This window comes from Streptomyces sp. NPDC127197, assembly GCF_042672405.1.
In the GTDB taxonomy this organism is placed as follows: domain Bacteria; phylum Actinomycetota; class Actinomycetes; order Streptomycetales; family Streptomycetaceae; genus Streptomyces; species Streptomyces flavusporus.
Genome location: NZ_JBHXVG010000001.1, coordinates 127,002 through 151,777, shown reverse-complemented (window position 1 = coordinate 151,777; position 24,776 = coordinate 127,002). Strand labels below are relative to the sequence as shown.

Here is a 24,776-nt window from a genome sequence, read left to right as displayed (position 1 = left end):
CCGCACAATGAACGCACAGAGATGGCATGGGCATGCCATAAAGCGCGCTGCCGTTCTGATCGGCTGCACCGCGCTCGTCCTCGGTGTCTCCGGGACCGGAGCTCAGGCCGGGTCCCGTGACCTCGGTCGTGAGGTCCTCGTCGCGGGCGACGGCTGGGGTTCGGAAGGGGCGGGGACGACTGGTGGCTCAGCCGCCGATGCCGAGCACGTCTACACCGTCACCACCTGGGCGGAGTTCAAGCAGGCGCTCGTCGATGGCGGCAGCGCGCCCAAGATCATCAGGGTCAAGGGCATGATCGACGCCGTCTCCCAGGGCTGTGAGGCCTTCGCAACCGGGGGTTACGACCTCCAGCAGTACCTCAAGGACTACGACCCGGCGGTCTGGGGCAACGACAGGCCCGCCAGCGGTCCGCAGGAGGAGGCGCGGGCCGCGTCCGCCGCCAACCAGGACTCGGAGATCAAGGCCAACGTTCCCAGCAACACCACCATCGTCGGCGTCGGCAAGAACTCCGGCATCCTCGGCGGCAGCCTTCAGATCAAGGGCGTCTCGAACGTCATTCTGCGCAACCTCACCATCGAGGCCCCTCTCGACTGCTTCCCGAAGTGGGACCCGACCGACGACAACAAGACCGGCAACTGGAACTCCGAGTACGACGCGGTGGTCGTCTACGGCACCGATCACGTGTGGATCGATCACAACACGTTCACCGACGGGCGTCACCCCGACAGCGAGCGGCCGGTCTACTTCGGCAAGGTCTTCCAGCAGCACGACGGGCTGACGGACATCGTGCGCGGCTCCAACCACGTGACCGTGTCCTGGAACCGCTTCCAGGACCACGACAAGAACATGCTGATCGGGAACAGCGACAGCACCGCCAGTCTCGACTCCGGCAAGCTCAAGGTCACCATGCACCACAACCGCTTCGAGGGGATCCTCCAGCGCTCTCCGCGTGTGCGGTTCGGACAGGTCGACGTCTACAACAACCACTACGTGGTCAACGAGGAACAGAAGTCCGACTACTACGTCTTCGGCGTCGGCATCTCCTCGCAGCTGTACGCCAGCGACAACGCCTTCTCGCTGCCGCCCGGTACCGGCGTCGGCAAGGTGCTGAAGAAGTGGAACGAGTCCCCGCTCACCGCCGAGAACAACTACGTCAACGGCAAGCTGACCGACCTGATCGCCGTCCACAACGCGGAGATCCCTGAAGAGACCCTCCAGTCGGGCGCCGGGTGGACGCCGACCCTGCGGACGAAGGTCGACCACCCCAGGGCGGTCCCGGGGATCGTCGGCAGCCGCGCCGGTGCTGGGCGCCTGTGCTGACGCCTGGCTGAGTCGAGCCGAGAGGGCCGGGGCTCGCGAGCTCCGGCCCGCCTCCCCACCCCTTGTACGAGCCGCACATCGTAGGAGCACCCGCATGCCTTCACCCCACCTTCGTCAACCGCCCCTGTCCAGAAGGGTTTTCCTGCTGGCGAGCGCCGGCGCCGGCGCCACGCTCGCCCTCGCCCCGGTACCCGCGCGGGCCGCCGGAGCCAGGCCGTGTCCCTTCGGTCGCTACGGCTCACCGGCCGACCGCCTGACCGCGCAGACCCTGTACGTCGACCCCTCCGGCCAGGGCGACTTCACCTCCGTCCAGGCCGCCGTGACCGCCGCCGGCGGGAGCGGCTGGACGCTGGTCATCGCCCCGGGGACGTACCGGGAGACGGTCGCCGTCGACGTGACCCGTACGGAGATGACCTGGCTCGGGGCCAGTGGGGACCCGCGCGACGTCGTCATCGTCTACGACAACGCCGCCGGCACCCCCAAGCCCGGCGGCGGCACCTACGGCACCACCGGATCCGCCACCACCCTCGTCCAGGCCGACGGCTTCACCGCCCGCCACATCACCTTCGCCAACGACTGGCTGCGCGCCGACCACCCCGACATCAGCGGCACCCAGGCCGTCGCCATCAAGGTGCAGGGCGACCGGTCCGCCTTCCACCACTGCCGGTTCCTCGGCCACCAGGACACCCTGTACGCCGACTCCATGGCCCTCGGCATCTTCGCCCGCCAGTACTTCTCGCACTGCTACGCCGAGGGCGACGTCGACTTCGTCTTCGGGCGGGCCACGGCCGTGTACGAGCACTGCCACTTCCGCACGCTCAACCGGACGGACCTCGGGGGAGCCTCGTACGGCTTCGTCTTCGCGCCCTCCACGGCGGGCGCCAACCCACGGGGTTATCTGGTGGTACGCAGCCGTATCACCAGCGAAGCCCCGGACACCTACTACAAGCTGGCCCGCCCCTGGGTGCCCAGCTCCGACCGCACCGCCCACCCGTCGCTCACCGTCCGGGAGACCTGGCTGGGCCCCGGCATCGACGCGGTCGCGCCCTACGCCAACATGTCGGACGCCTTCCCGTGGCAGAACCAGCGCTTCGCCGAGTACCGCAACACCGGTGCCGGCGCGGTCGTCACCGTCCCCGAGAACCGTCCCCAACTCACCTCGGAGCAGGCCGAGTCGGCTACCCGAGAGACATACCTCGGCGACTGGACGCCATGGAAGGAGGGCCGCTGAGATGCGCAGGCGCACCCTCCTCACGGGAACCACCGGGATCGCCGGGGGACTGGTCGCCGTCGGTGTCACGCCCGCCATCGCCGCCGCCCGCCGGGTGCTGCACGTCCGACCCGGCGACTCCGTTCAGGCGGCCGTGGACGCGGTGGACGGGCCCGGCTGGACGATCGTCGTGCACCCGGGGACGTATCGGGAGATGGTGAAACTCCCGGCAGGCAAGGAAGAGTTGACGTTGCGTGGCGCCACCCATGACCCGCGCGACGCCGTCATCGTCTACGACAACGCCAACGGCACCCAGAAGCCCGACGGTTCGGGCACCTACGGCACAGCGGGTTCCGCCACCTTCACCTCGGCCGCACCCGGACTGACCGTCCGCGACCTGACCCTCGCCAACGACTGGCTGCGCGCCGACCACCCCGAGATCACCGGCACACAGGCGGTGGCGGCGTACATCACCGGCGACCGGTCGTCCTTCGAGAACGTCCGCTTCCTCGCCCACCAGGACACCCTCTTCGTCGACACGACCGCGCTGGACGCCTTCGACCGGCAGTACTTCCACCGCTGCTACATCGAGGGCGACGTCGACTTCGTCTTCGGGCGGGCCACGGCCGTCTTCGAGGAGTGCCACTTCCACACGCTGCAACGGGACGTGGACTTCACGCCGAAGGGCATGGTCTTCGCGCCGTCCACGGCCCGCGCCAACCCCTACGGCATCCTCGCCGTCCGCTCCCGCATCACCTCCGGCGCCGAGGACGGGGCGTACAAGCTGGCCCGGCCCTGGGTGCCGTCGTACGAGACCACCGCCTGGCCCTCCCTCGTCGTGCGCGACACCCGGATCGGGCCGGGGATCGATCCGGTGGCGCCGTACACCGACATGCGCGAGGCGTATCCCTGGCAGACCATGCGGTTCCGGGAGTACCGCAACAGCGGTCCGGGCGCGGTGATCTCGGTGCCGGAGAACCGGCCTCAACTCGCCGCTTTCGAGGCCGAGTTGCACACCAAGCGGACGTATTTCGGCGACTGGTGCCCCTGTGCGTAGGGCCGCCGTAGCCCTCATCGCCTGTCTGTGTCTGTGCTGGCCGACACCGGCCTCCGCCTCCGCCTCCGAGCGCGACCCCGTCGGCTGGGCCGCCACCGGCCCCGGCACCACCGGCGGCGCGGGCGGCACGACCTGGACAGTGCGTACCCGCGCCGAGCTCCAGGAGGCCCTGGCCAACCATGGCGACCCCACCGCACCCAAGGTGATCCGGGTCGTCGGCGACATCAACGGGCATGAGGCGGCCGACGGTTCGCTGCTCGGCGAGCAGGACTACGCGCCCGGCTACGACCTCGCCCGGTACATGTCCTGCTTCGGTGAGGACGGCGCGGAGTGGTCCGACACACGCCACGACTACTGCAAGCAGCAGCGTCAGCTCCGCCAGACGGGGTCGGTGAGGGAGAAGGCGCAGATCCAGCTGACCGTGCCGAGCAACACCACGCTCGTCGGCGCCGGCGACGGCGCCCGGCTCCTCGGGGTCTTCCTGACGGTCAACACCGGCACGAACATCGTCGTGCGGAACCTGCACCTCGAAGCGCCCGTCGACCACTTCACCACCTGGTCACCGGGCGACGGCACGCGGGGCAGCTGGAACGCCCGTTTCGACGCCATGACCGTGATCACCGGCAAGCACATCTGGATCGATCACTGCACCTTCACCGACGGCCGCTTCCCCGACCGCGAGGCACCCCTCGGCTTCCACGGCGAGCACGTCCAACGGCACGACGGGCTGCTGGACATCGAGGACGGCTCCGACTTCATCACCGTCTCCGACAGCCGCTTCGAGGATCACGACAAGGCGATCCTCATCGGATCCGGCGACGGGCGCGGCGACCGCGACCGGGGCCACCTGAAGGTGACGTTCCTCCGGAACCTCTTCACCGACATCACGCAGCGCGCCCCGCGCGTCCGCTTCGGGCAGGTGCACGTCCTCAACAACGTCTACCGGGGCCGGACTGCCGACACCCTGTACGCGCTCGGCGTCGGCGTGGAGTCCGCAATCTTCTCCGAGCGCAATGTCTTCCGCTACCGGCAGGGCGCCCCCGCCCTCGCCGTCGCGGACTACGGAGGCGACCGCTTCCACGACACCGGCTCCTGGTTCAACGGCGGCCCCGCCCGCCTGAACGCGGTGGCGACCGGTCTCGGCCTCACGACCGATGTGGGCTGGGACCCTGCCGACGTCTACGACTACCGGTCGTTGCCGTCGGAGTCGGCGGTCGAGCGGTACGTCGTCCACCATGCCGGCGCGGGGAGGGCCTATGAGCGGCCATGAGCCGGTGGGACGCCGGACGTTCGTGGTGGGAGCCGGGGCGGCGCTGTTCGCCGGGGGAGCGATGAGCGAGGCGCAAGCAACCGTGGTGGACGGGCCGCTGCCCGACTTCCACCCCGCGCTGAAGGATGAGCTGACCTTCCCGCTGGCCTGGGGACGGTCCCCGATCCGCGACTTCCGCGCTTGGCGCCGCGCCGCCCGCGCCAAGGTCGAGGAGTTGCTCGTCGTCGACCGGGAAGAGCGGACCGCGTACGACCCGGAGTTCGGCCGAGGCGCCCAAGCCGACAGCTTCACACGGGAGTTGGTGACCCTCTCCCTCACCCGCTACGAACGCGTCCGCGGCGCCCTGCTCACCCCGCACGGCCCCGGACCCTTCCCCGCCGTCCTGCTCCTGCACGACCACGGAGCGAAGTTCGACATCGGCAAGGAGAAACTCGTCCGGCCCTGGTACGACGACACCCGGCTCGCCTCCGCCCAGGCCTGGGCCGACCGGTACTTCAGCGGACGCTTCGTCGGTGACGAGCTCGCCCGGCGCGGGTACGTCGTCCTCGCCCTGGACGCCCTCGGCTGGAGCGACCGGGGGCCGATCACCTACGACCAGCAGCAGGCCCTCGCGAGCAACCTCTACAACCTGGGCTCGTCGCTCGCCGGGCTCATGGCCAGGGAGGACGCACGAGCCGCCGCCTTCCTCGCCGGCCTCGACCGGGTCGACCGGCGCCGGATCGCCGCCGTCGGATTCTCCATGGGCGCCTACCGCGCCTGGCAGACCGCCGCGCTCAGCGACCACATCGCCGCCGCGGCGAGCGTCGGCTGGATGACCGGCCTGAAGGAAATGATGGTGCCCGGCAACAACACCCTGCGCGGGCAGTCGGCGTACTACATGCTCCACCCCGGGCTCGTCCGGCATCTCGACATCCCCGACGTGGCGAGCATCGCTGCCCCCAGGCCGATGCTCTTCTTCAACGGCGCACTGGATCCGCTGTTTCCCGCCGCCGGCGTCCGCATGGCGTACGACAGGCTGCGGGCCGTCTGGCGCTCCTGCCATGCCGAGGAGGCGTTGCTGCTGAGGACCTGGCCGGATCTCGGTCACGTCTTCGTCGACCGTATGCAGGACGAGGTCCTCCGCTGGCTCGACGCCGTCCTGGAACCAGGCCCTCAGCAGCAACCCGGTCCGGCGGTCAGTCCCGCACGGGCCTGATCGACCCCAGGGTCGGCACCACCGGCTCGATCGTCCCGTCGGCCGCGAACCGAAGGCGGTCGACGGTGGTCTCCCGGTGGGTGCCGTCCCCGCCCGGCCTGCCGGGGCCGTTCAGGGCGAAGCGGTGGTAGACGATGTACCAGTCGTCGGTGCCGGGGACGTTCACCACCGAGTGGTGGCCGGTGCCGAGGATGCCGTATTCGGGGCGCTTCTGCAGGATGGTGCCCCGCTTGGTCCACGGGCCGAGCGGAGTCGGGCCGGTGGCGTAGGCGACGTGGTAGTTCTCGCTGCGGGTGTCGTCCTCGGACCACATGTAGTAGTAGGTGCCCTGGCGCTTCACCACGAAGGCACCCTCACGGAAGTTCGCCGGGGTGATGTCCTTCACCTGGGCCGGGTCGAACGACACCATGTCGTCGTTCAGCGGCACCACGTATCCGCGGCCGTTGCCCCAGTAGAGATACGACGTCCCGTCGTCGTCCGTGAAGACGGCCGGGTCGATCATCTGGCCGCTCCACGCCCCGCCCTTCGCGACCAGGGGCTTGCCCAGCGCGTCCTTGAACGGGCCGGCCGGGGAGTCGGCCACCGCCACGCCGATCTGTTGCTCGGCGCAGAAGTAGAAGTAGTACTTGCCGTCGCGTTCGGCGATCGCCGGGGCCCAGGCGTACTTGTCGGCCCAGCTCACGTCCGGACCCAGGTCCAGGATCACGCCGTGGTCCTTCCAGTGGACCAGGTCCTTGGACGAGAAGGCCTTGAACTGTGTGCCGCTCCAGCCGCGGAAGCCGTCCGTGGTCGGATAGATCCAGTAGCGGCCGTCCATGTAGCGGATGTCCGGGTCGGCGTACAGACCGGGCAGAATCGGGCTGCGGGTCCGCACGGCCTCGACCGTCCAGGTGCGCTTGGTTCCGTCCGCGGCCGTCACCGTGTACGTCTGCGGCTTGCGGAAGTCGCGCCGGGTGCCGGAGCGCGGGCTGACCGTAGCGCCCTCACCGACCCAGAGCTTCGGGGCGAGGCGGGTCAGGTCGGCGTCCGGCTGCATCGGGAGCACAACCTTCGAGGCGCTCTCGGTGACGATCCCGTACCCCTTCTGGTCCTTCACCGTCGCGTCCACGACCGAGGTGGGGCTCGCGGGATACGCCGCCAGCAGCCGGTCGTACTCCGCCTGCGTCACCGGAATCACCGTGCCGTGCCGGGGACTTGCCGGCAGCTGGTAGTTCTGCGAGGGCGTCCACTGCCCGGAGTCGAGGTCGGTCGTCTCGAAGGGGAGGTAGCCCCGGCCGCCGTACTCGTCGATGAACAGGTACCACTTCTCCTCGGTGTTGGACTTGAAGACCGTCGGCCCCTCGCCGCGGTCCATCGAGCCGCTGCCGATGCAGTCGGCGACGAAGTCGTACGTCGTCGAGGTGAGCGTCGTCGACTTCTCCGCGGTGATGAACTTCGAGCAGGGGCTGGACGAGCTCGGGTCCCGTTCGTCCTTGGTGTAGCGGTAGTACGTCCCCTTGTGCTCGACGACCGTCGAGTCGATGACCGAGTAGCCGGGGTCGTTCCACACCTTCGGCTCGCTGAAGGTGCGGAAGTCCTTCGTCGTCGCGTACAGCATCTTGTTGTACGTCGAGCCGGTGTGGTCCGGATCGTCGTCGGCGTACAGCTTCGACGCCCAGAAGACGACGTACTCGCCGAGCGTCTCGTCCCAGTAGGCCTCCGGCGCCCAGGTGTTGCCCGCGTTGTCGGGGGACACCTTCACCAGGCGCTGGTCGGTCCAGTGCACCAGGTCGGTGGACTCCCACACCATGATGGACTTGCTGCCGTGCCGCTGCACGTGGTCCCAACTACCGCTGGAGTTGCGGTACATGCGCAGGTCGGTCGCGATCATGTAGAACTTGTCGCCCTTGGGGGAGCGGATCACGAACGGATCGCGCAGGCCCTTCTCGCCGATGGTGGAGGTCAGGACCGGCTTGCCCGCGTTCAGCTCCCGCCAGTGCAGCGGGTCGTTGCCGCGGCTGAGGGCGTAGCGGATCTGCTCACCGTCGGCGGTGCCCTCGCCGGTGAAGTAGGCGAAGAGGTAACCGGCGTACTGGGTGTCCTTCACAGGTGGTGCTCCTGATTGCGTGCTGCCCGGCGGGGCGGTCAACAGGGTGAAGAGGAGGGCGAGGAAGGGAAGCGGGAGGAACGTGCGGACGGTGGGGCGGCGCATGGCACATCCTGTGTGAGTGTGGGGATTTTTGTTGGATGACGTGCCTTCGGAGTGTCATCTGCCGAGGACGCTGCGTCAATCGGTGCTGCCGGGGCGGAAGGGGACCGAAAGTTTCGGTCCTTTTCGCGCGGCCCCGGCAACCTTTCCGGCCGCTGCGACGACCGGATCTCAGAAACGGGCCGGGGCGGCCCCTCCGGCCCGTTTCGCTCCATCCCCCTAGGAAAGGAACGCCCCAGTGCGTCAGAGCACCGGACGCCACCGCAGGACGCGCACCCTCTCGATCGCCGCGGCAGTGGCCGTCGCCGCGGGGGCGGGCGGCGTGTACCTCGGCCTGTCCGACGGCGGCGCCCAGGCCGCCTCGACGACGGTCACCGTCTCCACCACCCCCGAACTGGAGTCGGCCGTCAAGAGCGCCGTCGCCGGTACGACCATCCAGGTGCGCGGCGGCACGTACACCCCCACCGCGAGCCTCAAGTCCACGGCCAGCGGGACGAGTTCGAGCCGGATCACGCTGAAGGCGTACGGCAGCGAGAAGGTGAGGATCGACGGCTCCAAGCTGCCCGACGGCTCCTGGCTCGCCGGGATCTACGGCAGCTACTGGACCGTCGAGAACCTCACCTTCCAGAACTCCCCGGCCCAGGGCTTCGTCGTCACCTCCTCCACCGGCGGCATCTTCCGCAACCTCGTCACCGCGAACAACGGCGACTCCGGCTTCACCCTGCGCGGCGACGGCACCGTGAACAACCTCGTGCAGAACCTGGACAGTCACGGCAACTACGACCCCGCCGGACACGGCCAGAACGCCGACGGCATCGCCGTCAAGTTCGGCTCCGGCACCGGCAACGTCCTCGACCGCGCCCGCCTCTACAACAATTCGGACGACGGCCTCGACCTGTGGCAGTTCTCCTCGCCGGTCACCATCAAGAACTCCTGGGCGTTCGGCAACGGCAAGAACCGCTGGTCCGACCCCGCGTTCGAGGGCAACGGCAACGGCTTCAAGCTGGGCGGTGGCGGAGCCTCCGTCGCCCACAAGGTGCAGAACAACGCCGCCTGGGACAACACCCTGCACGGCTTCACCGAGAACTCCAACACCGGCGCCATCGTGCTGTACCGCAACACCGCCTACGCCAACACCGAGGACGGCTTCTACTTCGCCACCGGAAAGGCGCGTCTCGCACGCAACCTCGCCGTCGGCAACGGCGACGCGAAGGCGAAGCTCGGCGGTGCCACCGTCTCGGCGGCCAACAACTGGGACGCGGGTGTCGCCACACCGGCGTTCGCCACCACGGACGCGAAGACCGCGTACGGCGCCCGCGGTGCGGACGGCTCGCTGCCGTCGACCACCTTCCTGACCACCGGATCCACGAGCATCGGCGCGACGATGAAGTAGCCGGGGAAACACAGGGGAACGCCCCCGCCGGTCGTCACCGGCGGGGGCGTTCCGTGTGCCGGACGAGGGGGGCTCGGTCCGACAGGCCGGCCCGAGGGGGGCTCGGGCCGGCAGCTCTCAGCGACTCACTTGTAGGTGACGTCGGAGGCCGTGTAGCGGCAGTGTGTGCCGTCCGGGCCGCTGCCGAGCTCCTTGGGCTCCGCACCGGTGTTGTTGCCCTGGAAGCGGGTGCACACCTTCATCTTCTTGCTGCTGTCGCCGTGGATGCGCACCTTGCGCAGGGCGGCCGTGTCGCCGAAGTTGGAGTTGATGCCGACGATCGACTTGCCCGGCGCCGTCACATCGACGTCGTTGATGATGATCGAGCGGTTCTTGTACTGCGTGGAGCAGTTGCCGCAGGTGCGCACCAGCTTGCCGAAGTCCGACACCTGGAACTTCGTCACGACCAGCTTGCCCGCGCCGTTGAACTGGAAGACCTTGTCGCTGGCGTTCTTCGCACCGCCGCCGTACACGGTGTAGACGGACGACGCCGACTTGCCCTTGAACGTGGCGGCGTCCTCGCCGACGTCCTCCCACCACACGTTCTGCAGTGTGCAGCTGCCCTGGCAGTGGATGCCGTCGGCGGCGGGGGAGCCCAGGATGACGTTCTTCAGGACCGCGCCGTCCTTCAGCTGGAAGATCGGGTCCTGGCCCTCCTCCTGGCCGGTGCCGCCCAGTTCGCCGCTGCCGTAGAAACGCTGGTAGCCGCCGTCGTACGTGCCCGACACCGAGATGGTGCTGCTCACCGCCTTGTTGCCCTTGGCGGTCGGCCAGCTGGACGCGGCGCCGGCGGTGGACAGCAGCGACGTGGTGGCGAACGCCGCTCCGGTGATGCCGAGCGCGGCCACGGAGCCGATCACGGCACGCCGCCTGGTGACCCGGCGGCGGTGCCTCACGCGCTGTTCTGCTGGTGCAGTCATGTACCGATTCCTCAAGTGGGTGGTGACTCTTGCGCCTTGTGGTCGTCACCGGTGAGGAATGGGTTGCCGTGTCTCCAGAAATTTTTTACGAGTCGCCCTCGGACGAGTCGTCGTCCTGGGCAGCGAAGTCGCCCGCCACGGACAGCTCTTCGGAGCCCGCCCGCGCGGTCGCCGCGTAGCCGTCGTCCTTGGCGTCCCGGCCGCCGCGCTCGTGGTCGTACTGCCCGGCGAACACCCACTCGCCCGCCGGGACCGTACGGCCCTCTTTGAGCACCCAGGTGTACACCAGGAAGCCGTCCTGCTCGCCGACCGTCAGCGTGAAGTCGTCCTCCGGCAGTGACCGCCAGGCGCCGGTCGAGGAGACTCCGCCGGTCTGCGCGATCCTCAACTGCACGGTCAGCTCGGTCAGTTGCTCGCTGGTCTTGACGGTGATGTTGCTCTGCGCCCAGAAGTCGTTGCTGTGCGGGTCCACCGAGCCGTCCGACCACAGCGGACCGTCCTCGACGCCGGCGTCGGCGGGCAGCTGTGCCGGTGCGGACGCCGAGGCGGACGGCGACTGCGCCGGGGGCGAGCTGGGCTCCTCCTTCCGGGACTCCACCGGGCGGCTGGGCTCCGGGTCCACCGGGAACGCGGGCGGCCGGCTCGTCGCCTCCGGCGACGGCGTGGGCGTCGCCGACACGGCGACCTTCCGTTGCGGGGGAGCCTCCTCCTTCACCGCGGACGCGACCGCGTACCCGCCGACCGCGAGCACCCCCGCGACCGCGGCCGTCGCACCCGCGACCCGCAGCCAGCCGAACGCCGGCGGGAGGGTCGCCCGGTGGCCGCTGCCGCCGCGGACCTCCTCGGTCATACCGCGCTCGATCCGGGCCAGGATGCGCGCGCGGTCGGGCTCGTGCGCCTCGGCCGCCTCGTGCAGCCGGGCGCGCAGCTCGCCGTGCACGTCCCGCTGCATCGTCATCGGTCCCTTCCTCCGGCCTCACCGGTGCGCGCCATCGCCGCGTGCACCTTCTGCGGAGCCTGTTGTGTGCCGAGCAATCGTTGCAGCTCGGCCATTCCCTTCGAGGTCTGGCTCTTCACCGTACCCACCGACACACCCAGGGCGAGCGCGGTGTCCTTCTCCGACAGGTCGAAGGCGTGCCGCAGCACCACACAGGCCCGCTTGCGGAACGGCAGCCTGCGCAGCGCCGCCTGTACATCCACCGAGCCCGCTATGTCCGGGTTCTCGGTCTTCTCCTCGCGCTGGGACCAGAACAGGGCGATCCGGCGCCGCTCGCGCACCGCGCTGCGGATGCGGGTGCGGGCGAGATTGGCGACCACTCCGCGCGCGTACGCCACCGGATGGTCGGCCGCGCGCACCCGGTCCCAGCGGTGCCACAGCGCCAGCAGCGCATCCGCCGCGAGATCGTCGGCCGCGTCCGCCTCACCCGTCAACAGATGGGCCAGACGGGCCAGTTCGGCGTAGTGGCGCTCGAAGAAGGCATGGAACTCCACGGAGGCGGCGTCGTCGACGACTGTCCCCACGGGCGGTCTCTCCTCGAAGCGTTGGCCCGGCATCGAACTGCCGTACGCCGGGATGAGATCCGGAACTGTATCAGCGATACTCATGTGATTCGTACGGGGCTTCGAACGCGGTATGGCAGGCCGAACCCGATTCCGTAACACGGAGAAAACCTGAAACAGGTTCAACGAGGGAACAATCCAGCCAGCATCCGCACACAGATCATTCAGGCGCCAAGGAGTGTCCGCCATGTCCGAAACGCAGAAGGTGACCGACCGGCCAAGTGCCCCGCCACCGGCGGCGAACAGCATCGACGGGTTCTTCAGGATTTCCGAGCGAGGGTCCACCTTCGGCCGGGAGATACGCGGCGGCTTCGCCACGTTCTTCACCATGGCCTACATCCTTGTCCTGAATCCGATCATCCTGGGCAGTGCCAGGGACAAGTACGGCGAGCAGCTCGACGCGGTGCAACTCACCACCGCCACCGCCCTGGTGGCCGCGGTCATGACGGTCATCATGGGCATCGGCGGCAATCTGCCCCTCGCCCTGGCCGCCGGACTCGGCCTCAACGCGGTCGTCGCCTTCCAGATCGCCCCGCTGATGAGCTGGGACGACGCGATGGGCCTGATCGTCCTCGAAGGCCTGCTGATCTGCGTACTTGTCGTCACCGGGCTGCGCGAGGCCGTCATGCACGCCATCCCGCAGGCGCTCAAGCAGGCGATCAGCGTCGGTATCGGCCTGTTCATCGCCTTCATCGGCTTTGTCGACGCCGGCTTCGTCAGCCGCATCCCGGACGCCGCGAACACCACGGTGCCGGTTCAGCTCGGCGGCACCGGCACGCTCACCGGGTGGCCGATTCTCGTCTTCTGCCTCGGCGTGCTGCTGACCATCGGACTGCTCGCCCGCAAGGTCAAGGGCGCCATCCTCATCAGCATCGTCACCATGACCGTCGTCGCGATCGTCATCAACTCGATCGCCGACATCAAGACCTGGGGCCTGACCACGCCCGAGCTGCCCGACCAGGTCATCGACGCCCCCGACTTCGGACTGATTGGCGACTTCAGCCTGTTCGGCGCGTTCGGCGAGCCCGGCGTCGGCGTCATCACCGTCGTCCTGCTGGTCTTCACGCTGATCCTGTCCGACTTCTTCGACACCATGGGCACGGTCGTCGGCATCAGCACGGAGGCCGGGCTGCTGGACAAGGACGGCAAGGTCCCGAATCTCGGCCGCGTCCTGCTGATCGACGGCGCCGCGGCCGTCGCGGGCGGCGCCGCCTCGTCGTCCTCGGCGACCTCCTACATCGAGTCGGCGGCCGGCGTCGGCGAGGGCTCGCGCACCGGCTTCTCCAACCTGGTCACCGGCGGCCTGTTCGCCCTCGCCCTGTTCTTCACCCCGCTGCTCACCATCGTCCCGCTCCAGGCGGCCGCCCCGGCCCTGGTCGCCGTCGGCTTCCTGATGATGACCCAGGTCAAGCAGATCGACTGGGACAGGTACGAGATCGCCATCCCGGCGTTCCTCACCATCGCGGTGATGCCGTTCACGTACTCCATCACCAACGGCATCGGCGCGGGCTTCGTCGCCTACGTCCTGATCAAGACGGTGCTGGGCAAGGCGAAGGAGGTCCACTGGCTGCTGTGGGGGACCTCGGTGCTGTTCCTGGTGTACTTCGCGATCGACCCGATCGAACAGATTCTGGGCGTGAAGTAACCGGTGGGGGGAACCTTCTGGCGCGGGTTGCCCCCACCCCCTTACTTCAACGCCGCATCCATGACCGCCTGGGCCACCGGCGCCGCCAGCCCGTTGCCGCTGACCTCCGAACGCGCCGCGTCCGACTGCTCCACCACGACCGCGACGGCGACCTCCTTGCCGTCGGCCTTCCCGTAGGACGTGAACCAGGCGTACGGCGTCTTGCTGTTGTTCTCGCCGTGCTGGGCCGTGCCGGTCTTGCCGCCCACCGTGGCCCCGGGTATCTGCGCGTTCGTCCCCGTGCCCTCCTCGACCACCGTCTGCATCGCCGACTGGAGCTGCTCGGCGGTCGAGGAGCTCACGATCTCCTCCGTCGAGGCGTTGTCGTCGTAGTCCTGCAGCACATCACCGCTGCTGTCGGTGATCTGCGACACCATATGCGGCGAGACCAGCTTGCCGTCGTTGGCTATGGCCGCTGAGACCATCGCCATCTGCAGCGGCGTCGCGGTGACATCGAACTGGCCGATGCCCGACAGGGCCGTCTGCGCGTCGTCCATGTCCGACGGGTACACGCTCTCGTACGCGCGCACCGGCACATCCTGCTCGTCGTCGTTGAAGCCGAACTTCTCCGCCATCGCCCGGACCTTGTCCTGGCCCAGGTCGACGGCCATGCTCCCGAAGACGTTGTTGCACGAGTACTGAAGAGCCACCCGGATCGAGGCGTTCTCACACGGGGCGGACGGGTTCTCGTTCGTCAGCCTGTCGCTCGACTGCGGCAGCGGATACGGGTCCGGGCTGTCCGTCTTCTCGTCCACCGACGAGTACAGGCCGTCCTCCAGCGCGGCCGCCGCCACGACCAGCTTGAACGTCGAACCCGGCGGCAGCGGCTGGCGCAGCGCGCGGTTCGTCATCGGCTTCTCGGAGTCCTTGGTCAGCTGCTCCCAGGCGGCCGAGTCACCCGTGGTGATCCGCGACGGGTCGTACGACGGAGTGGAGACGACCGCCAGGATCTTCCCGGTCGTGGGGTCGATCGCGACGGCCGCGCCCTTCTTGTCGCCGAGCGCGTCGTACGCCGCCTTCTGCACATCCGGGTCGATCGTCGTGATCACGTTGCCCGGGTCCGACCGCTTGTTGGTGACCGTGTTCAGCACGCTCTTGAGACGGTTGTCGGTTCCGTCGAGCAGGTCCCGGTAGATGCCCTCCAGCTGTGTGGCCCCGAACGCCTGCGAGCTGTAGCCGGTCACCGCCGCGTACAGCGGGCCGTCCGTGTACGTCCGCCGGTAGGCGAGGTCGCCGCTCTTCATCGGCACCGAGCCGGTGACCGCCTCGCCGCCCACGACGATGTTGCCGAGCGGCTCGCTGTACAGCTCGATCGCGTTCCGCCGGTTGTTCTTGTCGTCCGCGAGCGCCTGGCCGTCGTAGAACTGCACCCAGGTCGCCCTGACCAGCAGAGCGAACACCAGCAGCAGCACGAAGACGGACGCCCGCCTGATCGTCTTGTTCATCCCACTCCCAGGGACGATCAGGAGGGGGGTAATCGTTCCCTTGCGCCCCGTTTTCTCATCGAGCGTTCATGAAGCCCGCCTCGTAGGCGGCGATGACCGCCTGTGTGCGGTCCCGGGTGCCGGTCTTCGCCAGGATCGCAGCCACATGCGACTTCACGGTGGCCGGACCGACCTCCATGCGCCGCGCGATCTCCGCGTTGGTCAGGCCCTGCGCCATCAGTCGCAGCACATCGCTCTCGCGGCCGGTGAGCCGCGCCACCCAGGGCGGTGGAGCGGGGTACGCGCGCGCGTGCTCGGCCGCGAGCGTGCGCACGGCCGACGGGAACAGCAGGGTGTCGCTGTGCGAGACGAGCCGTACGGCCTGGACGAGCGCGTCGGCGTCGGCCCGCTTCAGCAGGAACCCGGCGGCTCCGGCGCGCAGGGCGTCGTACACATAGGAGTCGTTCTCGAAGGTGGTCACGACGACAACACGCGGCGGTTCGTCGAGCGTGGCCAGGATCTGCTCGGTGGCCCGGATGCCGTCGATCTCCGGCATGCGCACGTCCATGAGGACCACGTCGGGCCGCCGCTCCCGCACGACGGACACGGCCTCGGCCCCGGTCGCCGCCTCACCGACCACCTCCAGGTCCGGCTCGGCGGAGAGGATGGCGCGCAGGGCAGTGCGCACCATGCGCTCGTCGTCGGCGAGGACGACGCGGATGGGCGGGCGGGTCGTCATGCGGGTCCCTTCGTGGGAAGTCGTACGTACAGCCGCCACATCCCCTGCACGGCGCCGGCCCGCGTCGTCCCGCCCAGCAGCCGCGCCCGGTCGGCGATGCCCCGCAGGCCGTGACCGCCACCGGGGCGGAGCTCGGGGGTGGAGGCGACGGGATTCTCGACGGTGATCTCCAGGTGCCCGTCGGTCACTTCGATCCGCAGCCGTACGGCCGCCCCGTCACCGGCGTGCTTGAGGGCGTTGCTCAGCCCCTCCTGCACGATGCGGTAGGCCTCGCGGGAGAGGACGGGCGGCAGGGCCGCGGGGTCGGCGTCGACCGTGGCGGTCACCCGCAGCCCACTTGCGCGGGTGCGGCGCAGGAGGCAGTCGAGGTCGGCGGCGAGGGTGGGCGCCGGGGCCGTACCGGGGGCGTCGCCGTCCCGCAACACGCCGAGCACGGCGTCGAGTTCACCGACCGTGCGCCGGGTCGTGTCCTCGATCGCGGCCAGGGCCTCGCGGACGAACTCCGGGTCGGTGTCGAGGACTCGGCGGGCCGCGCTCGCCTGGAGGGTGACGGCGCTGAGCGCGTGGCCGACCGAATCGTGCAACTCGCGCGCGAGCCGGTTGCGTACGGCGAGGTCGGCGGCGCGGGCCTCGGCCGCCGCGAGCCGGTCCTCGGGCGTGGGGCCGAGCAGCGCGGGCGCCCAGCGGGCGAGGAGCGCGCCACAGACGGCCGCGCAGCCGGCGAGCGCGAGCAGCGTCGCCGTGCCCGCGACCGGCGCGAGCGCCACCACCCAGGTCTGTTCGAGGACTTCGGGCAACTCGACGAACTCCGTACCGTCCAGCCACACGATCAGCGGCAGCGCGACGAGGAAGCCGGCGAACGGCGGCACCGCCAGCGACATCCCGGAGATGATCCCGCCGAGCCCGAGATGCAGCGTGAACCAGGCCGCCGTACGCCCCTTCGCGTCCCGCGTCCGGGCCGGCCCGTCGGCGAGCCGGTCCCCGTCGATCCCGCACAGCCACCGCACGGCGCCGGCCTCCAGGGGCCGGGTCAGCGGGAACAGCACGGAGGTCACCGCGGCGAGGGGTAACCCGACGGCGAAGGAGAGGAGTTGCAGGGGCAGGTCGTTGAAGACGTACCGGGAGTCGGTGGCGGGACCGACGACGAGCTGGCCCACGAAGACGTACGGCATGGCGAGCGCGCCGCCGATGATCAGATGGAGCCAGCGGCGACGCGCCCGCCTGCCGAACAGGAACCGGATGAACCGGCTCATGCCGTACGGCGTTTCCGGCCCGCGGACCGCTCCGCGAGGAAGTGGACGCCGAGGCAGGCGACGAGGATGCCGACGATCATCTGGCCAGCGTAGGCGAGGTTCATCAGCGGTGTCGGCTCGTCGGCCACGTCGGTGAGAGGCGCCAGCGACAACCAGGCGGCCCAGCAGACCGTGGCGGCGGAGCCGACCCAGGCGAGTGCGAGGGGCAGCTTGACGGGCAGGGCCCGGCCGCGCCGGAAGGCGAGCAGGAAGCCGCCGGTGACAGCCATGGCGAGGAAGGCGGCGGACAGCGCCTCCATCACGTGGAAGCCACTCGTCCGGTCGGCGACCCGGGCCTCGTCCAGCCCGGCGGTGCCGCCGCACGCCCACAGGAGGTGCACCGCGAAGGGCAGCGGAGCGAGTACGGCGGCCGCGGCCGCGACCGCCCGCTGGGCCGCCCCGATGACGCCGGCCGGAAGCTCCCAGACCCGCCCCTGCCACAGCCGGCCCCAGCGGTCCCGGGTGTACGGCACGAACAGGGCGCCGAGGGCGAATCCCTGCACGATGAACCCCGAGTAGACGACCCCGAAGACCCAGGCGTCGAGGAACGGCTCGCTGTCGCCCGGGGCGCTTCCCGGGGTGCCGGCAAGCACGTCGGCCAGGAGCTGGATCGGGAAGCCCGCCATGATCGGCGCGAGCAGGCCGGTGGCCACCCACACCGGGAAGGCCAGCAGCCACGCCGGGACCCGCAGCCCCCACGGCCGGGTCAGCACCAGGGCGAGCACGATCACCGCACCGTCCAGGAGGACGGTGATGGCGTTGGCGACGGCCATGCTCCCCCGGTGCTCCAGCAGCGGGCTGCCCTGAGGGATCCCGATGTGACTCCCGGCGATCCAGGCGACCTTGAGCGCGAGATACGGCACACAGGAGACGATCGCGACGGCGCGCAGCAACCGACGGGACCGGTCGGCCCCGACGGTGGGCGTCACCTGCTCAGAAGCGAGTGTCTGCGTCATGCGTCCACGCTCCCGCGCGACGGCAGGGGCCCACCTCCTGCGCGACGGTGATCCGTCTCCGCCGCATGGGGGAGGCCCGCTCAGCCCTCCAACGCCAGGACCAGCTCGTTGATCTCCTCGCCGCGCGCGTTGGCGAAGCCCCTCGCCTGCGCGGTCACCCGGAACCCCCACTTGTGCAACACCCGCAGCGAGCCCTCGTTGTCCGCCGCCGCCCGGGCGTACGGCGGTCCGCGACGCAGTTCTGGCCCCGCCGCGTGAGCGGTGGGGCCAGACTCCTCCACATCCATGGAGTCAGAGCGTCTCTGATTGGCTTAGTGACCCTCAGTGCTGCTCAGGGTGTGAGCCAATCGTCTTCGTGCCCTGGTGCTGAGCGGCCGGTGCCGTCAGCCCGTGTGGCACGTCCCTCCGGACGCTGCTCGACCAGCCTGCACAGCTATAGGCCGAGGAGGGTGCCCGACGTCGCCTGGGCGCCGAGCGTGCACGTGACACTCTGCCACAGAATCGCTACGGACCGCTAATCAGACTGGCGAGCCTGCGAGGCTCAGAGCCTACGAGTGGCGAGCGTCAGCCGGTCGCGGGCGTCGAACAGGGCGTCCTTCACCATCTGCTCGTGTGCCGGGGTGAGGCGGGCCACCGGGATCGAGCAGCTGATCGCGTCCCGGGCCGGCGTGCGGTAGGGAATGGCCACGCCGAAGCAGCGCAGGCCCAGCGTGTTCTCCTCGCGGTCCACGGCGTACCCCTGCTCCCGTACCTGGTGCAGCTCCTCGATCAGCTTCTCCCGGTCGGTGATGGTGTTCTCGGTGAGGGCGGGGAGGGTCTCCGGCAGCATCTTGCGGACCTGCTCGTCCGTGTACGTGCTCAGCAGCGCCTTGCCGAGGGAGGTGGAGTGCGCGGGGAGGCGGCGGCCGACGCGGGTGAAGGGGCGCAGGTAGTGCTGCGACTGCCGGGTGGCCAGGTAGACGACGTTCGTCCCGTCCAGGCGCGCGAGGTGGATCGTCTCCGTCGTGTCGTCCGACAGCCGGTCCAGCGTGGGCCGGGCCACCGCGACCACCTCGTCGCCGTCGATGTACGACGTCCCCACCAGCAGCGCCCGTACGCCGATCCCGTACCGCGTGCCCGTCGCGTCGGTCTCCACCCAGCCGAGGTCGACGAGCGTGCGCAGCAGCATGTACAGGCTCGACTTGGGATAGCCCACGGCCTCCTGGACCGCCGCGAGCGAGTGCATACCTGGGCGTCCGGCGAAGTATTCGAGCAGCTCAACCGTCCGTACCGCGGACTTGACCTGCGCTCCGCCCCCCGTCTCGCCTGCCGACATCGCCCTTGACCCCTTCGTTCGACGGGAAATAGTCTCCAACAGCATATTCACCATCAGAGACAATGTTCAGTATATCGAACGACCCTGGTGGATGACCAAGAACTGCGGCATTACATGTGTGGAGGGACCCGCGGTGGCAGCAGCACCAGTCTGGAGTGTCGACCCCCGAACCGGGAAGCAGCGTGAACAGGTTGCGGTGGAGGCCACAGCCCAGGAGGTGGACGCCGCCGTCCGCGCCGCCCATGCCGTCCGCGGCGACCTCGCCGACCGCGCGGTCCGCGCGGCCTTCCTGCGCACCGCCGCCGACCGGCTCCAGGACGCCAAGGACCAGCTCGTCGAGGCCGCCGACGCCGAGACCGCGCTCGGCCCGGTCCGGCTGACCGGCGAACTCGCCCGCACCTGCTACCAGCTGCGGGCCTTCGCCGACATCGTCGACGAGGGCGCCTTCCTCGACGTCGTCATCAACCACCCCGACGACACCGCCACCCCGCCCATCCCGGACCTGCGCCGCTACAAGGTCCCGCTCGGCGTCGTCGCCGTCTACTCCGCCTCCAACTTCCCCTTCGCCTTCTCCGTCGCCGGCGGCGACACCGCGAGCGCGCTCGCCGCGGGCTGCCCGGTGGTCGTCAAGGCCCACCCCGACCACCCCGCGCTGTCCGAGCTGGTCGCGGCCGTGCTGCGCCGGTCCGCCGCGGAGCACGGCATCCCCGAGGGGGTCGTGGGTCTCGTCCACGGCTTCGAGGCGGGCATCGAGCTGATCAAGCACCCGCTGGTCGCCGCGGCGGGCTTCACCGGTTCCGTACGAGGGGGCCGGGCCCTGTTCGACGCGGCCGCCGCGCGTCCGGTGCCGATCCCGTTCCACGGTGAGCTGGGCTCCCTGAACCCGGTGCTCGTCACCGAGGCCGCGGCAGCGGAGCGCGCCGAGCAGATCGGCGGCGGGCTCGCCGGTTCCATGACGCTGGGCGTCGGACAGTTCTGCGTGAAGCCGGGTCTCGTGCTGGCGCCGCAGGGTGCGGCCGGGGACCGGCTGGTGAAGTCGCTGACGGAGGCGGTCAGCGACACCGAGGCGGGCGTGCTGCTCGACCACCGTATGCGGGACAACTTCGTCGCCGGTGTCGCGGAGCGTGCGGAACTCCCCGACGTGGAGTCGCCCGTGACGCCGGGCGCGGGCGGCGAGCACACGGTGAGCGCGGGCTTCCTCACGGTTCCGGCGGAGAAGCTCGCGCAGGAGGGGGAGTACGACCTGCTCCTGGAGGAGTGCTTCGGGCCGGTGACCGTCGTCGCCCGCTACGAGGACGAGGCCGAGGCCAAGGCCGTGCTTTCGCGGCTGCCGGGGAATCTCACGGCGACGGTTCACCTCTCGACGGAGGAGGCCGCGGGGGAGGGGCGTGGGCCCGAGCTGCTTGCGGAGCTGACGCCGCTCGCCGGACGCGTGCTGGTCAACGGCTGGCCGACGGGTGTTGCAGTCGCCCCCGCCCAGCACCATGGCGGCCCCTACCCGGCGACGACGTCCACCTCCACCTCGGTGGGCGGCACCGCCATCGAACGCTGGCTGCGCCCGGTGACGTACCAGACCACGCCCGAGGCGCTGCTCCCGCCGGAGTTGCGCGACGACAACCCGCTGGGGCTGCCGCGGCGGTTCAACGGGCGGACGGAGGTCTGACCCGACCGGCCCGGACCGGCGTACGCACGGCACCGGGTGGGGTGAGAAGCAGTGGTGGACGGCGAGTTCACCGCGGGAGAGCCTCGCTCGCGCGGCAGGCCCCGCAGTCGACGTGGCGGGGCCTGCCTTCGCAGACCCCGGACATCCGACGCGGGGCTCCGCGACAAGCTCTACTCCTCCTCCTCGATGCAGGTCGCGTTGTAGTTCCGCTCGTAAGCTGCGTTGTAGGCCGCCATGTACCTCGAGTTCTTCTTCTTCGGCGCAAAGGACTGTTTGTAATTGCAGTCTTCGCCGTCAATCCTCCCGGCCACCCGTCCGTCCCGATTGCCCTCCTGGGTCGGTGTAAGTGTCCTCGTCGGCTTCGGAGTAGGAGTGGGAGGCTGCTCGCCGGGGGGGCGCCGATCTGTGGGAGTGGGCGTGGGCTGGTTCGGGGCCTGTGGGGCGGACGCCACCGAGGCGTCCGAGTTCTGCGACATGGCCGTGGTCGGGAGCGCCAGGGCCGCGGCCACGACGAGGGGGCTCGCCACCAGTGCGATGGTTTGCTTCGGGCGCATAGCTGTCTTCTTCCTTCGAGACTGGTACGTGCCGACGGTGACCTGCCCCGGTCGGAGCGTCAGTTGTGAGGTTGCGGACCGGGACCGGTACTTGCACAGCTGCGCGATGCGCTGGGTACTATTCGGGCCGGTGAATTCCGGCCTCTGGCGCCGACTTCTCTGCTCGCTGATCACTGCTGCAGCTGTAGCGCGTGTAATTCGACCGTATCGAGCCGTGTGAGATGTGTCCATTTATGGCCTAATGACCCAGTCTGACTTCGCGATCTTGCTTGGACCCGGTCCCCACCAGGCCGAGGCCGAGGCCGACGCCGGGAGGCGGGCGTGACGGTTCGTCAAGCTCCGTTCCACCGCCCGGTGGGCAGGGCTCCCGGCCCGGCTGGAACACTGGCGGGATGGACTTCGAACTCCCCGAACTCCCGTTTGCACTGCGCACCTATGGCCCCGACGGGCACTGGTCCTACGAGGACGGCGTCCTCACCGGATGGGCCGGGGCCCGGCAGGACCGGTTCGTGTCGCCTACCGGTGAGGCGCTCGACCCCGCCTCCGACGCGCCGCGGCTGCTCGGGGCGCCGGAGGGTGACTTCCAGCTGATCGCCCGGGTCGCCGTCGGGTTCAACGCGGCCTTCGACGCCGGGGTGCTCTACGTCCATGTCGGGGAGCGGGCCTGGGCCAAGTTGTGTCTGGAGTACTCGCCGGATGTGCCGACCGTCTGCACGGTGGTGACCCGGGGCCACTCCGACGACGCCAACTCCTTCACGGTGGACGGGACGTCGGTGTGGCTGCGGGTGAGCCGCACCGGTCGCTCCTTCGCCTTCCACGCCTCCCGCGACGGTGAGCGCTGGACCTTCGTGCGGCTGTTCACGCTGGGCGGCGAGAAGGAGACGGGAGCGGCCCTGGTCGGCTTCATGACCCAGTCGCCGCTGGGGGAGGGATGCGTGGTGACGTACGACCACATCGAGTTCCGGCCGAGCTGGCCGCGGGATCTGCGGGACGGCAGCTGAGCCGGCGTACGGGAATGAAACCGGTCGCTTGAACGTTCACGCACCGGCGGAGGGAGTCTCCGTACCCGGTACGAGCCTGAGAGAGCGAGAACCCATGCGCGTCGAGATCTGGAGCGACATCGCCTGCCCCTGGTGCTACGTGGGCAAGGCCCGCTTCGAGAAGGCGCTGGCGGAGTTCCCGCACCGCGACGAGGTCGAGGTCGTGCACCGGTCGTTCGAGCTGGACCCCGGGCGGGCCAAGGACGACGTGCAGCCCGTGCTGACGATGCTCACGAAGAAGTACGGCATGAGCGAGGTCCAGGCGCAGGCCGGGGAGGACAACCTGGGGGCGCAGGCCGCCGCCGAGGGGCTGGAGTACCGGACCCGCGGGCGGGACCACGGCAGCACCTTCGACATGCACCGGCTGCTCCACTTCGCCAAGGAGCACGGCCGGCAGGGCGAGCTCGTCCAGCTGATGTACGAGGCGAACTTCGCCGAGGAGCGGTCCGTCTTCAACGACGACGAGCGGCTGGTGGAGATCGGCGTCGCCGCCGGGCTCGACGAGGCCGGCGTCCGCAAGGTGCTCGCCGATCCGGGCGCCTACGCCGACGAGGTCCGGGCCGACGAGCGGGAGGCCGCGCAGCTCGGTGCCACCGGGGTGCCGTTCTTCGTCCTCGACCGGAAGTACGGCGTCTCCGGCGCGCAGCCCGCCGAGGTGTTCGGCCAGGCACTCACCCAGGCGTGGGGCGAGCGGTCGCCGCTGAAGCTGATCGACGACGCGGGCGCCGAGGCGTGCGGTCCGGACGGGTGCGCGGTGCCGCAGCACTGAAGCCGCAGGTGAGGGCCGGTCCATAAGCGGTCCTTAGGGAAACCACGTAGAAATACGCAATGGACGTGGGCTTCCCGGGACCGCAGAGTGGACCCCATGGAGACCTTCGAGAGCCTCGTCCGCGCCGAGTTCGCCCCGAAGAACACCTACCTCAACACCGCGAGCACCGGCCTGCTGCCGGCCCGCACGGTGGCGGCGCTGCACGCCGCCGCACTGTCCCTGGCCGAAGGCGTGCCGCAGGACATGTTCGCCGACGTGGAGGCCTGCCGGGCCGCCTTCGCCCGGATCGTCGGGGTGCCGGCGAGCCGGGTCGCGGCCGGGGCCTCCGTCGCCGTGCACAGCGGGCTGATCGCCGCCGCGCTGCCCGAGGGCGCCGAGGTGCTCACCGCCGAGGCCGACTTCAGCTCCCTAGTGAACCCCTTCCACGTCCGCCGGGACCTGAAGGTGCGCAGCGTGCCCCTGGAGCGGCTCGCCGAATCGGTCCGCCCGGACACCGCGCTCGTCGCCGTGAGCGCCGTGCAGTCGGCGGACGGCCGGATCGCCGACCTGCCGGCGATCCGCGAGGCGGCCCGCGCGCACGGGGCGCGCACCTTCATCGACGTGTCCCAGGCCGTCGGCTGGCTGCCGCTCGCCGCGGACAACTTCGACTACGTCTCCTCCGTCGCCTACAAGTGGGTCGTCTGCCCGCGCGGCGTGGCCTTCCTCGTCGTACCGGAGGACTTCGGCGGACTCACTCCCGTCTTCGCGGGCTGGGCGGCCGGCGAACACCCCTGGGACAGCACCTACGGCCCGGTCAAGGAACTCGCCCACTCCGCCCGCCGGTTCGACGAGAGCCCCGCTCTCCTCGCCTACACCGGCGCCCGGCACTCCCTGGCCCTGGTCGAGGAACTCGGCGTGGCCGCCGTACACGCGCATGACCTGTCGCTCGCCGACCGCTTCCGTGCGGGCCTGGCAACGCTCGGCCACGAACCCGTCCCGGCGCCCGGCTCGGCGATCGTCTCCGTGCCCGGCCTCGGACAGCGCCAGCCCGAGCTGAGCCGCGCCGGCGTCGAGGTCTCCGACCGCGCGGGCAACCTGCGCGCCGCCTTCCACCTGTACAACACGCCCGCCGACGTCGACCGCCTGCTGGACGTGCTGTCCGGCTGAACCACTGGCGCGGGCCCGCCGCGGACGCTAGGAAGGGCACC

Annotated in this window: 20 protein-coding genes and 1 pseudogene; 11 read left to right on the top strand and 10 right to left on the bottom strand. The window is 70.0% G+C overall.

What is annotated here, in order from left to right; translation table 11 throughout:
- The first annotated feature begins 7 nt into the window (after window positions 1-7).
- From ACFVJQ_RS00780 to ACFVJQ_RS00760, 5 genes are all read left to right on the top strand, one after another.
- Window positions 8-1,321 carry a polysaccharide lyase family 1 protein gene (locus tag ACFVJQ_RS00780; protein WP_385509127.1) on the top strand — a complete coding sequence of 438 codons (1,314 nt, stop codon included), beginning with the start codon at window positions 8-10 and terminating at the stop codon, window positions 1,319-1,321.
- A gap of 94 nt (window positions 1,322-1,415) precedes the next feature.
- Window positions 1,416-2,552 carry a pectinesterase family protein gene (locus ACFVJQ_RS00775; RefSeq protein WP_385779884.1) on the top strand — a complete coding sequence of 379 codons (1,137 nt, stop codon included), beginning with the start codon at window positions 1,416-1,418 and terminating at the stop codon, window positions 2,550-2,552.
- Between the two features lies 1 nt (window position 2,553).
- A complete protein-coding gene (locus ACFVJQ_RS00770; RefSeq protein WP_385779882.1) occupies window positions 2,554-3,588 on the top strand; it encodes a pectinesterase family protein in 1,035 nt (344 codons plus the stop codon).
- Window positions 3,581-4,858: a polysaccharide lyase family 1 protein gene (locus ACFVJQ_RS00765; RefSeq protein ID WP_385779879.1), complete on the top strand. Its 1,278-nt coding sequence runs from the start codon at window positions 3,581-3,583 to the stop codon at window positions 4,856-4,858. The genes ACFVJQ_RS00770 and ACFVJQ_RS00765 overlap by 8 nt, the downstream gene beginning before the upstream one ends.
- Window positions 4,845-6,053 carry a dienelactone hydrolase family protein gene (locus ACFVJQ_RS00760; RefSeq protein WP_385779877.1) on the top strand — a complete coding sequence of 403 codons (1,209 nt, stop codon included), beginning with the start codon at window positions 4,845-4,847 and terminating at the stop codon, window positions 6,051-6,053. Before ACFVJQ_RS00765 ends, ACFVJQ_RS00760 begins: the two co-directional genes overlap by 14 nt.
- Here ACFVJQ_RS00760 and ACFVJQ_RS00755 read toward each other — a convergent pair.
- Window positions 6,034-8,244: a family 43 glycosylhydrolase gene (locus ACFVJQ_RS00755; protein WP_385509122.1), complete on the bottom strand. Its 2,211-nt coding sequence runs from the start codon at window positions 8,242-8,244 to the stop codon at window positions 6,034-6,036. The genes ACFVJQ_RS00760 and ACFVJQ_RS00755 overlap by 20 nt on opposite strands.
- Before the next feature lie 235 nt (window positions 8,245-8,479).
- Here ACFVJQ_RS00755 and ACFVJQ_RS00750 point away from each other — a divergent pair, with 235 nt between their 5' ends.
- Window positions 8,480-9,634 (top strand): right-handed parallel beta-helix repeat-containing protein, encoded by a 1,155-nt coding sequence (locus ACFVJQ_RS00750; protein WP_385779874.1) that lies wholly within the window; start codon window positions 8,480-8,482, stop codon window positions 9,632-9,634.
- A 125-nt stretch (window positions 9,635-9,759) separates the two neighbouring features.
- Here the strand turns inward: ACFVJQ_RS00750 and ACFVJQ_RS00745 are convergent, their stop codons facing one another.
- From ACFVJQ_RS00745 to ACFVJQ_RS00735, 3 genes are all read right to left on the bottom strand, one after another.
- Complete coding sequence (locus tag ACFVJQ_RS00745; protein ID WP_385509120.1) at window positions 9,760-10,593, bottom strand: pectate lyase; 834 nt, start codon at window positions 10,591-10,593, stop codon at window positions 9,760-9,762.
- An 85-nt stretch (window positions 10,594-10,678) separates the two neighbouring features.
- On the bottom strand, window positions 10,679-11,551 hold the full coding sequence (locus ACFVJQ_RS00740; protein WP_385509119.1) for a hypothetical protein: 873 nt from the start codon (window positions 11,549-11,551) through the stop codon (window positions 10,679-10,681).
- The gene (locus ACFVJQ_RS00735; protein ID WP_385779871.1) at window positions 11,548-12,114 is read right to left on the bottom strand and encodes a SigE family RNA polymerase sigma factor; all 567 of its coding nucleotides are present in this window, start codon (window positions 12,112-12,114) and stop codon (window positions 11,548-11,550) included. Before ACFVJQ_RS00735 ends, ACFVJQ_RS00740 begins: the two co-directional genes overlap by 4 nt.
- A gap of 226 nt (window positions 12,115-12,340) precedes the next feature.
- Here ACFVJQ_RS00735 and ACFVJQ_RS00730 point away from each other — a divergent pair, with 226 nt between their 5' ends.
- The gene (locus tag ACFVJQ_RS00730; protein WP_385779869.1) at window positions 12,341-13,798 is read left to right on the top strand and encodes an NCS2 family permease; all 1,458 of its coding nucleotides are present in this window, start codon (window positions 12,341-12,343) and stop codon (window positions 13,796-13,798) included.
- A 41-nt stretch (window positions 13,799-13,839) separates the two neighbouring features.
- Here ACFVJQ_RS00730 and ACFVJQ_RS00725 read toward each other — a convergent pair whose 3' ends face one another.
- The 6 genes and pseudogenes from ACFVJQ_RS00725 to ACFVJQ_RS00700 form a co-directional block, all read right to left on the bottom strand.
- The gene (locus tag ACFVJQ_RS00725; protein WP_385779866.1) at window positions 13,840-15,282 is read right to left on the bottom strand and encodes a peptidoglycan D,D-transpeptidase FtsI family protein; all 1,443 of its coding nucleotides are present in this window, start codon (window positions 15,280-15,282) and stop codon (window positions 13,840-13,842) included.
- 55 nt (window positions 15,283-15,337) lie between these two features.
- Window positions 15,338-16,000: a response regulator gene (locus ACFVJQ_RS00720; protein WP_385509115.1), complete on the bottom strand. Its 663-nt coding sequence runs from the start codon at window positions 15,998-16,000 to the stop codon at window positions 15,338-15,340.
- Window positions 15,997-17,253, bottom strand: coding sequence for a sensor histidine kinase (locus ACFVJQ_RS00715; protein WP_385509114.1), 1,257 nt, complete (start codon window positions 17,251-17,253; stop codon window positions 15,997-15,999). Before ACFVJQ_RS00715 ends, ACFVJQ_RS00720 begins: the two co-directional genes overlap by 4 nt.
- Complete coding sequence (locus ACFVJQ_RS00710) at window positions 17,250-18,248, bottom strand: hypothetical protein (RefSeq protein WP_385509113.1); 999 nt, start codon at window positions 18,246-18,248, stop codon at window positions 17,250-17,252. Before ACFVJQ_RS00710 ends, ACFVJQ_RS00715 begins: the two co-directional genes overlap by 4 nt.
- Window positions 18,249-18,328: 80 nt before the next feature.
- Window positions 18,329-18,475, bottom strand: a pseudogene (locus ACFVJQ_RS00705) (GNAT family N-acetyltransferase); the annotation flags it as partial.
- A 314-nt stretch (window positions 18,476-18,789) separates the two neighbouring features.
- Complete coding sequence (locus ACFVJQ_RS00700; RefSeq protein WP_129797205.1) at window positions 18,790-19,563, bottom strand: IclR family transcriptional regulator; 774 nt, start codon at window positions 19,561-19,563, stop codon at window positions 18,790-18,792.
- Between the two features lie 133 nt (window positions 19,564-19,696).
- Between ACFVJQ_RS00700 and ACFVJQ_RS00695 the strand changes: the two genes are divergently transcribed.
- From ACFVJQ_RS00695 to ACFVJQ_RS00680, 4 genes are all read left to right on the top strand, one after another.
- On the top strand, window positions 19,697-21,226 hold the full coding sequence (locus ACFVJQ_RS00695) for an aldehyde dehydrogenase (NADP(+)) (RefSeq protein ID WP_385509112.1): 1,530 nt from the start codon (window positions 19,697-19,699) through the stop codon (window positions 21,224-21,226).
- 946 nt (window positions 21,227-22,172) lie between these two features.
- Window positions 22,173-22,781, top strand: coding sequence for a DUF1349 domain-containing protein (locus ACFVJQ_RS00690; protein ID WP_385509110.1), 609 nt, complete (start codon window positions 22,173-22,175; stop codon window positions 22,779-22,781).
- Window positions 22,782-22,875: 94 nt separating this feature from the next.
- A complete protein-coding gene (locus ACFVJQ_RS00685) occupies window positions 22,876-23,589 on the top strand; it encodes a DsbA family oxidoreductase (protein WP_385779861.1) in 714 nt (237 codons plus the stop codon).
- A gap of 96 nt (window positions 23,590-23,685) precedes the next feature.
- Window positions 23,686-24,735 (top strand): aminotransferase class V-fold PLP-dependent enzyme, encoded by a 1,050-nt coding sequence (locus tag ACFVJQ_RS00680; protein WP_385779858.1) that lies wholly within the window; start codon window positions 23,686-23,688, stop codon window positions 24,733-24,735.
- Window positions 24,736-24,776 lie beyond the last annotated feature (41 nt).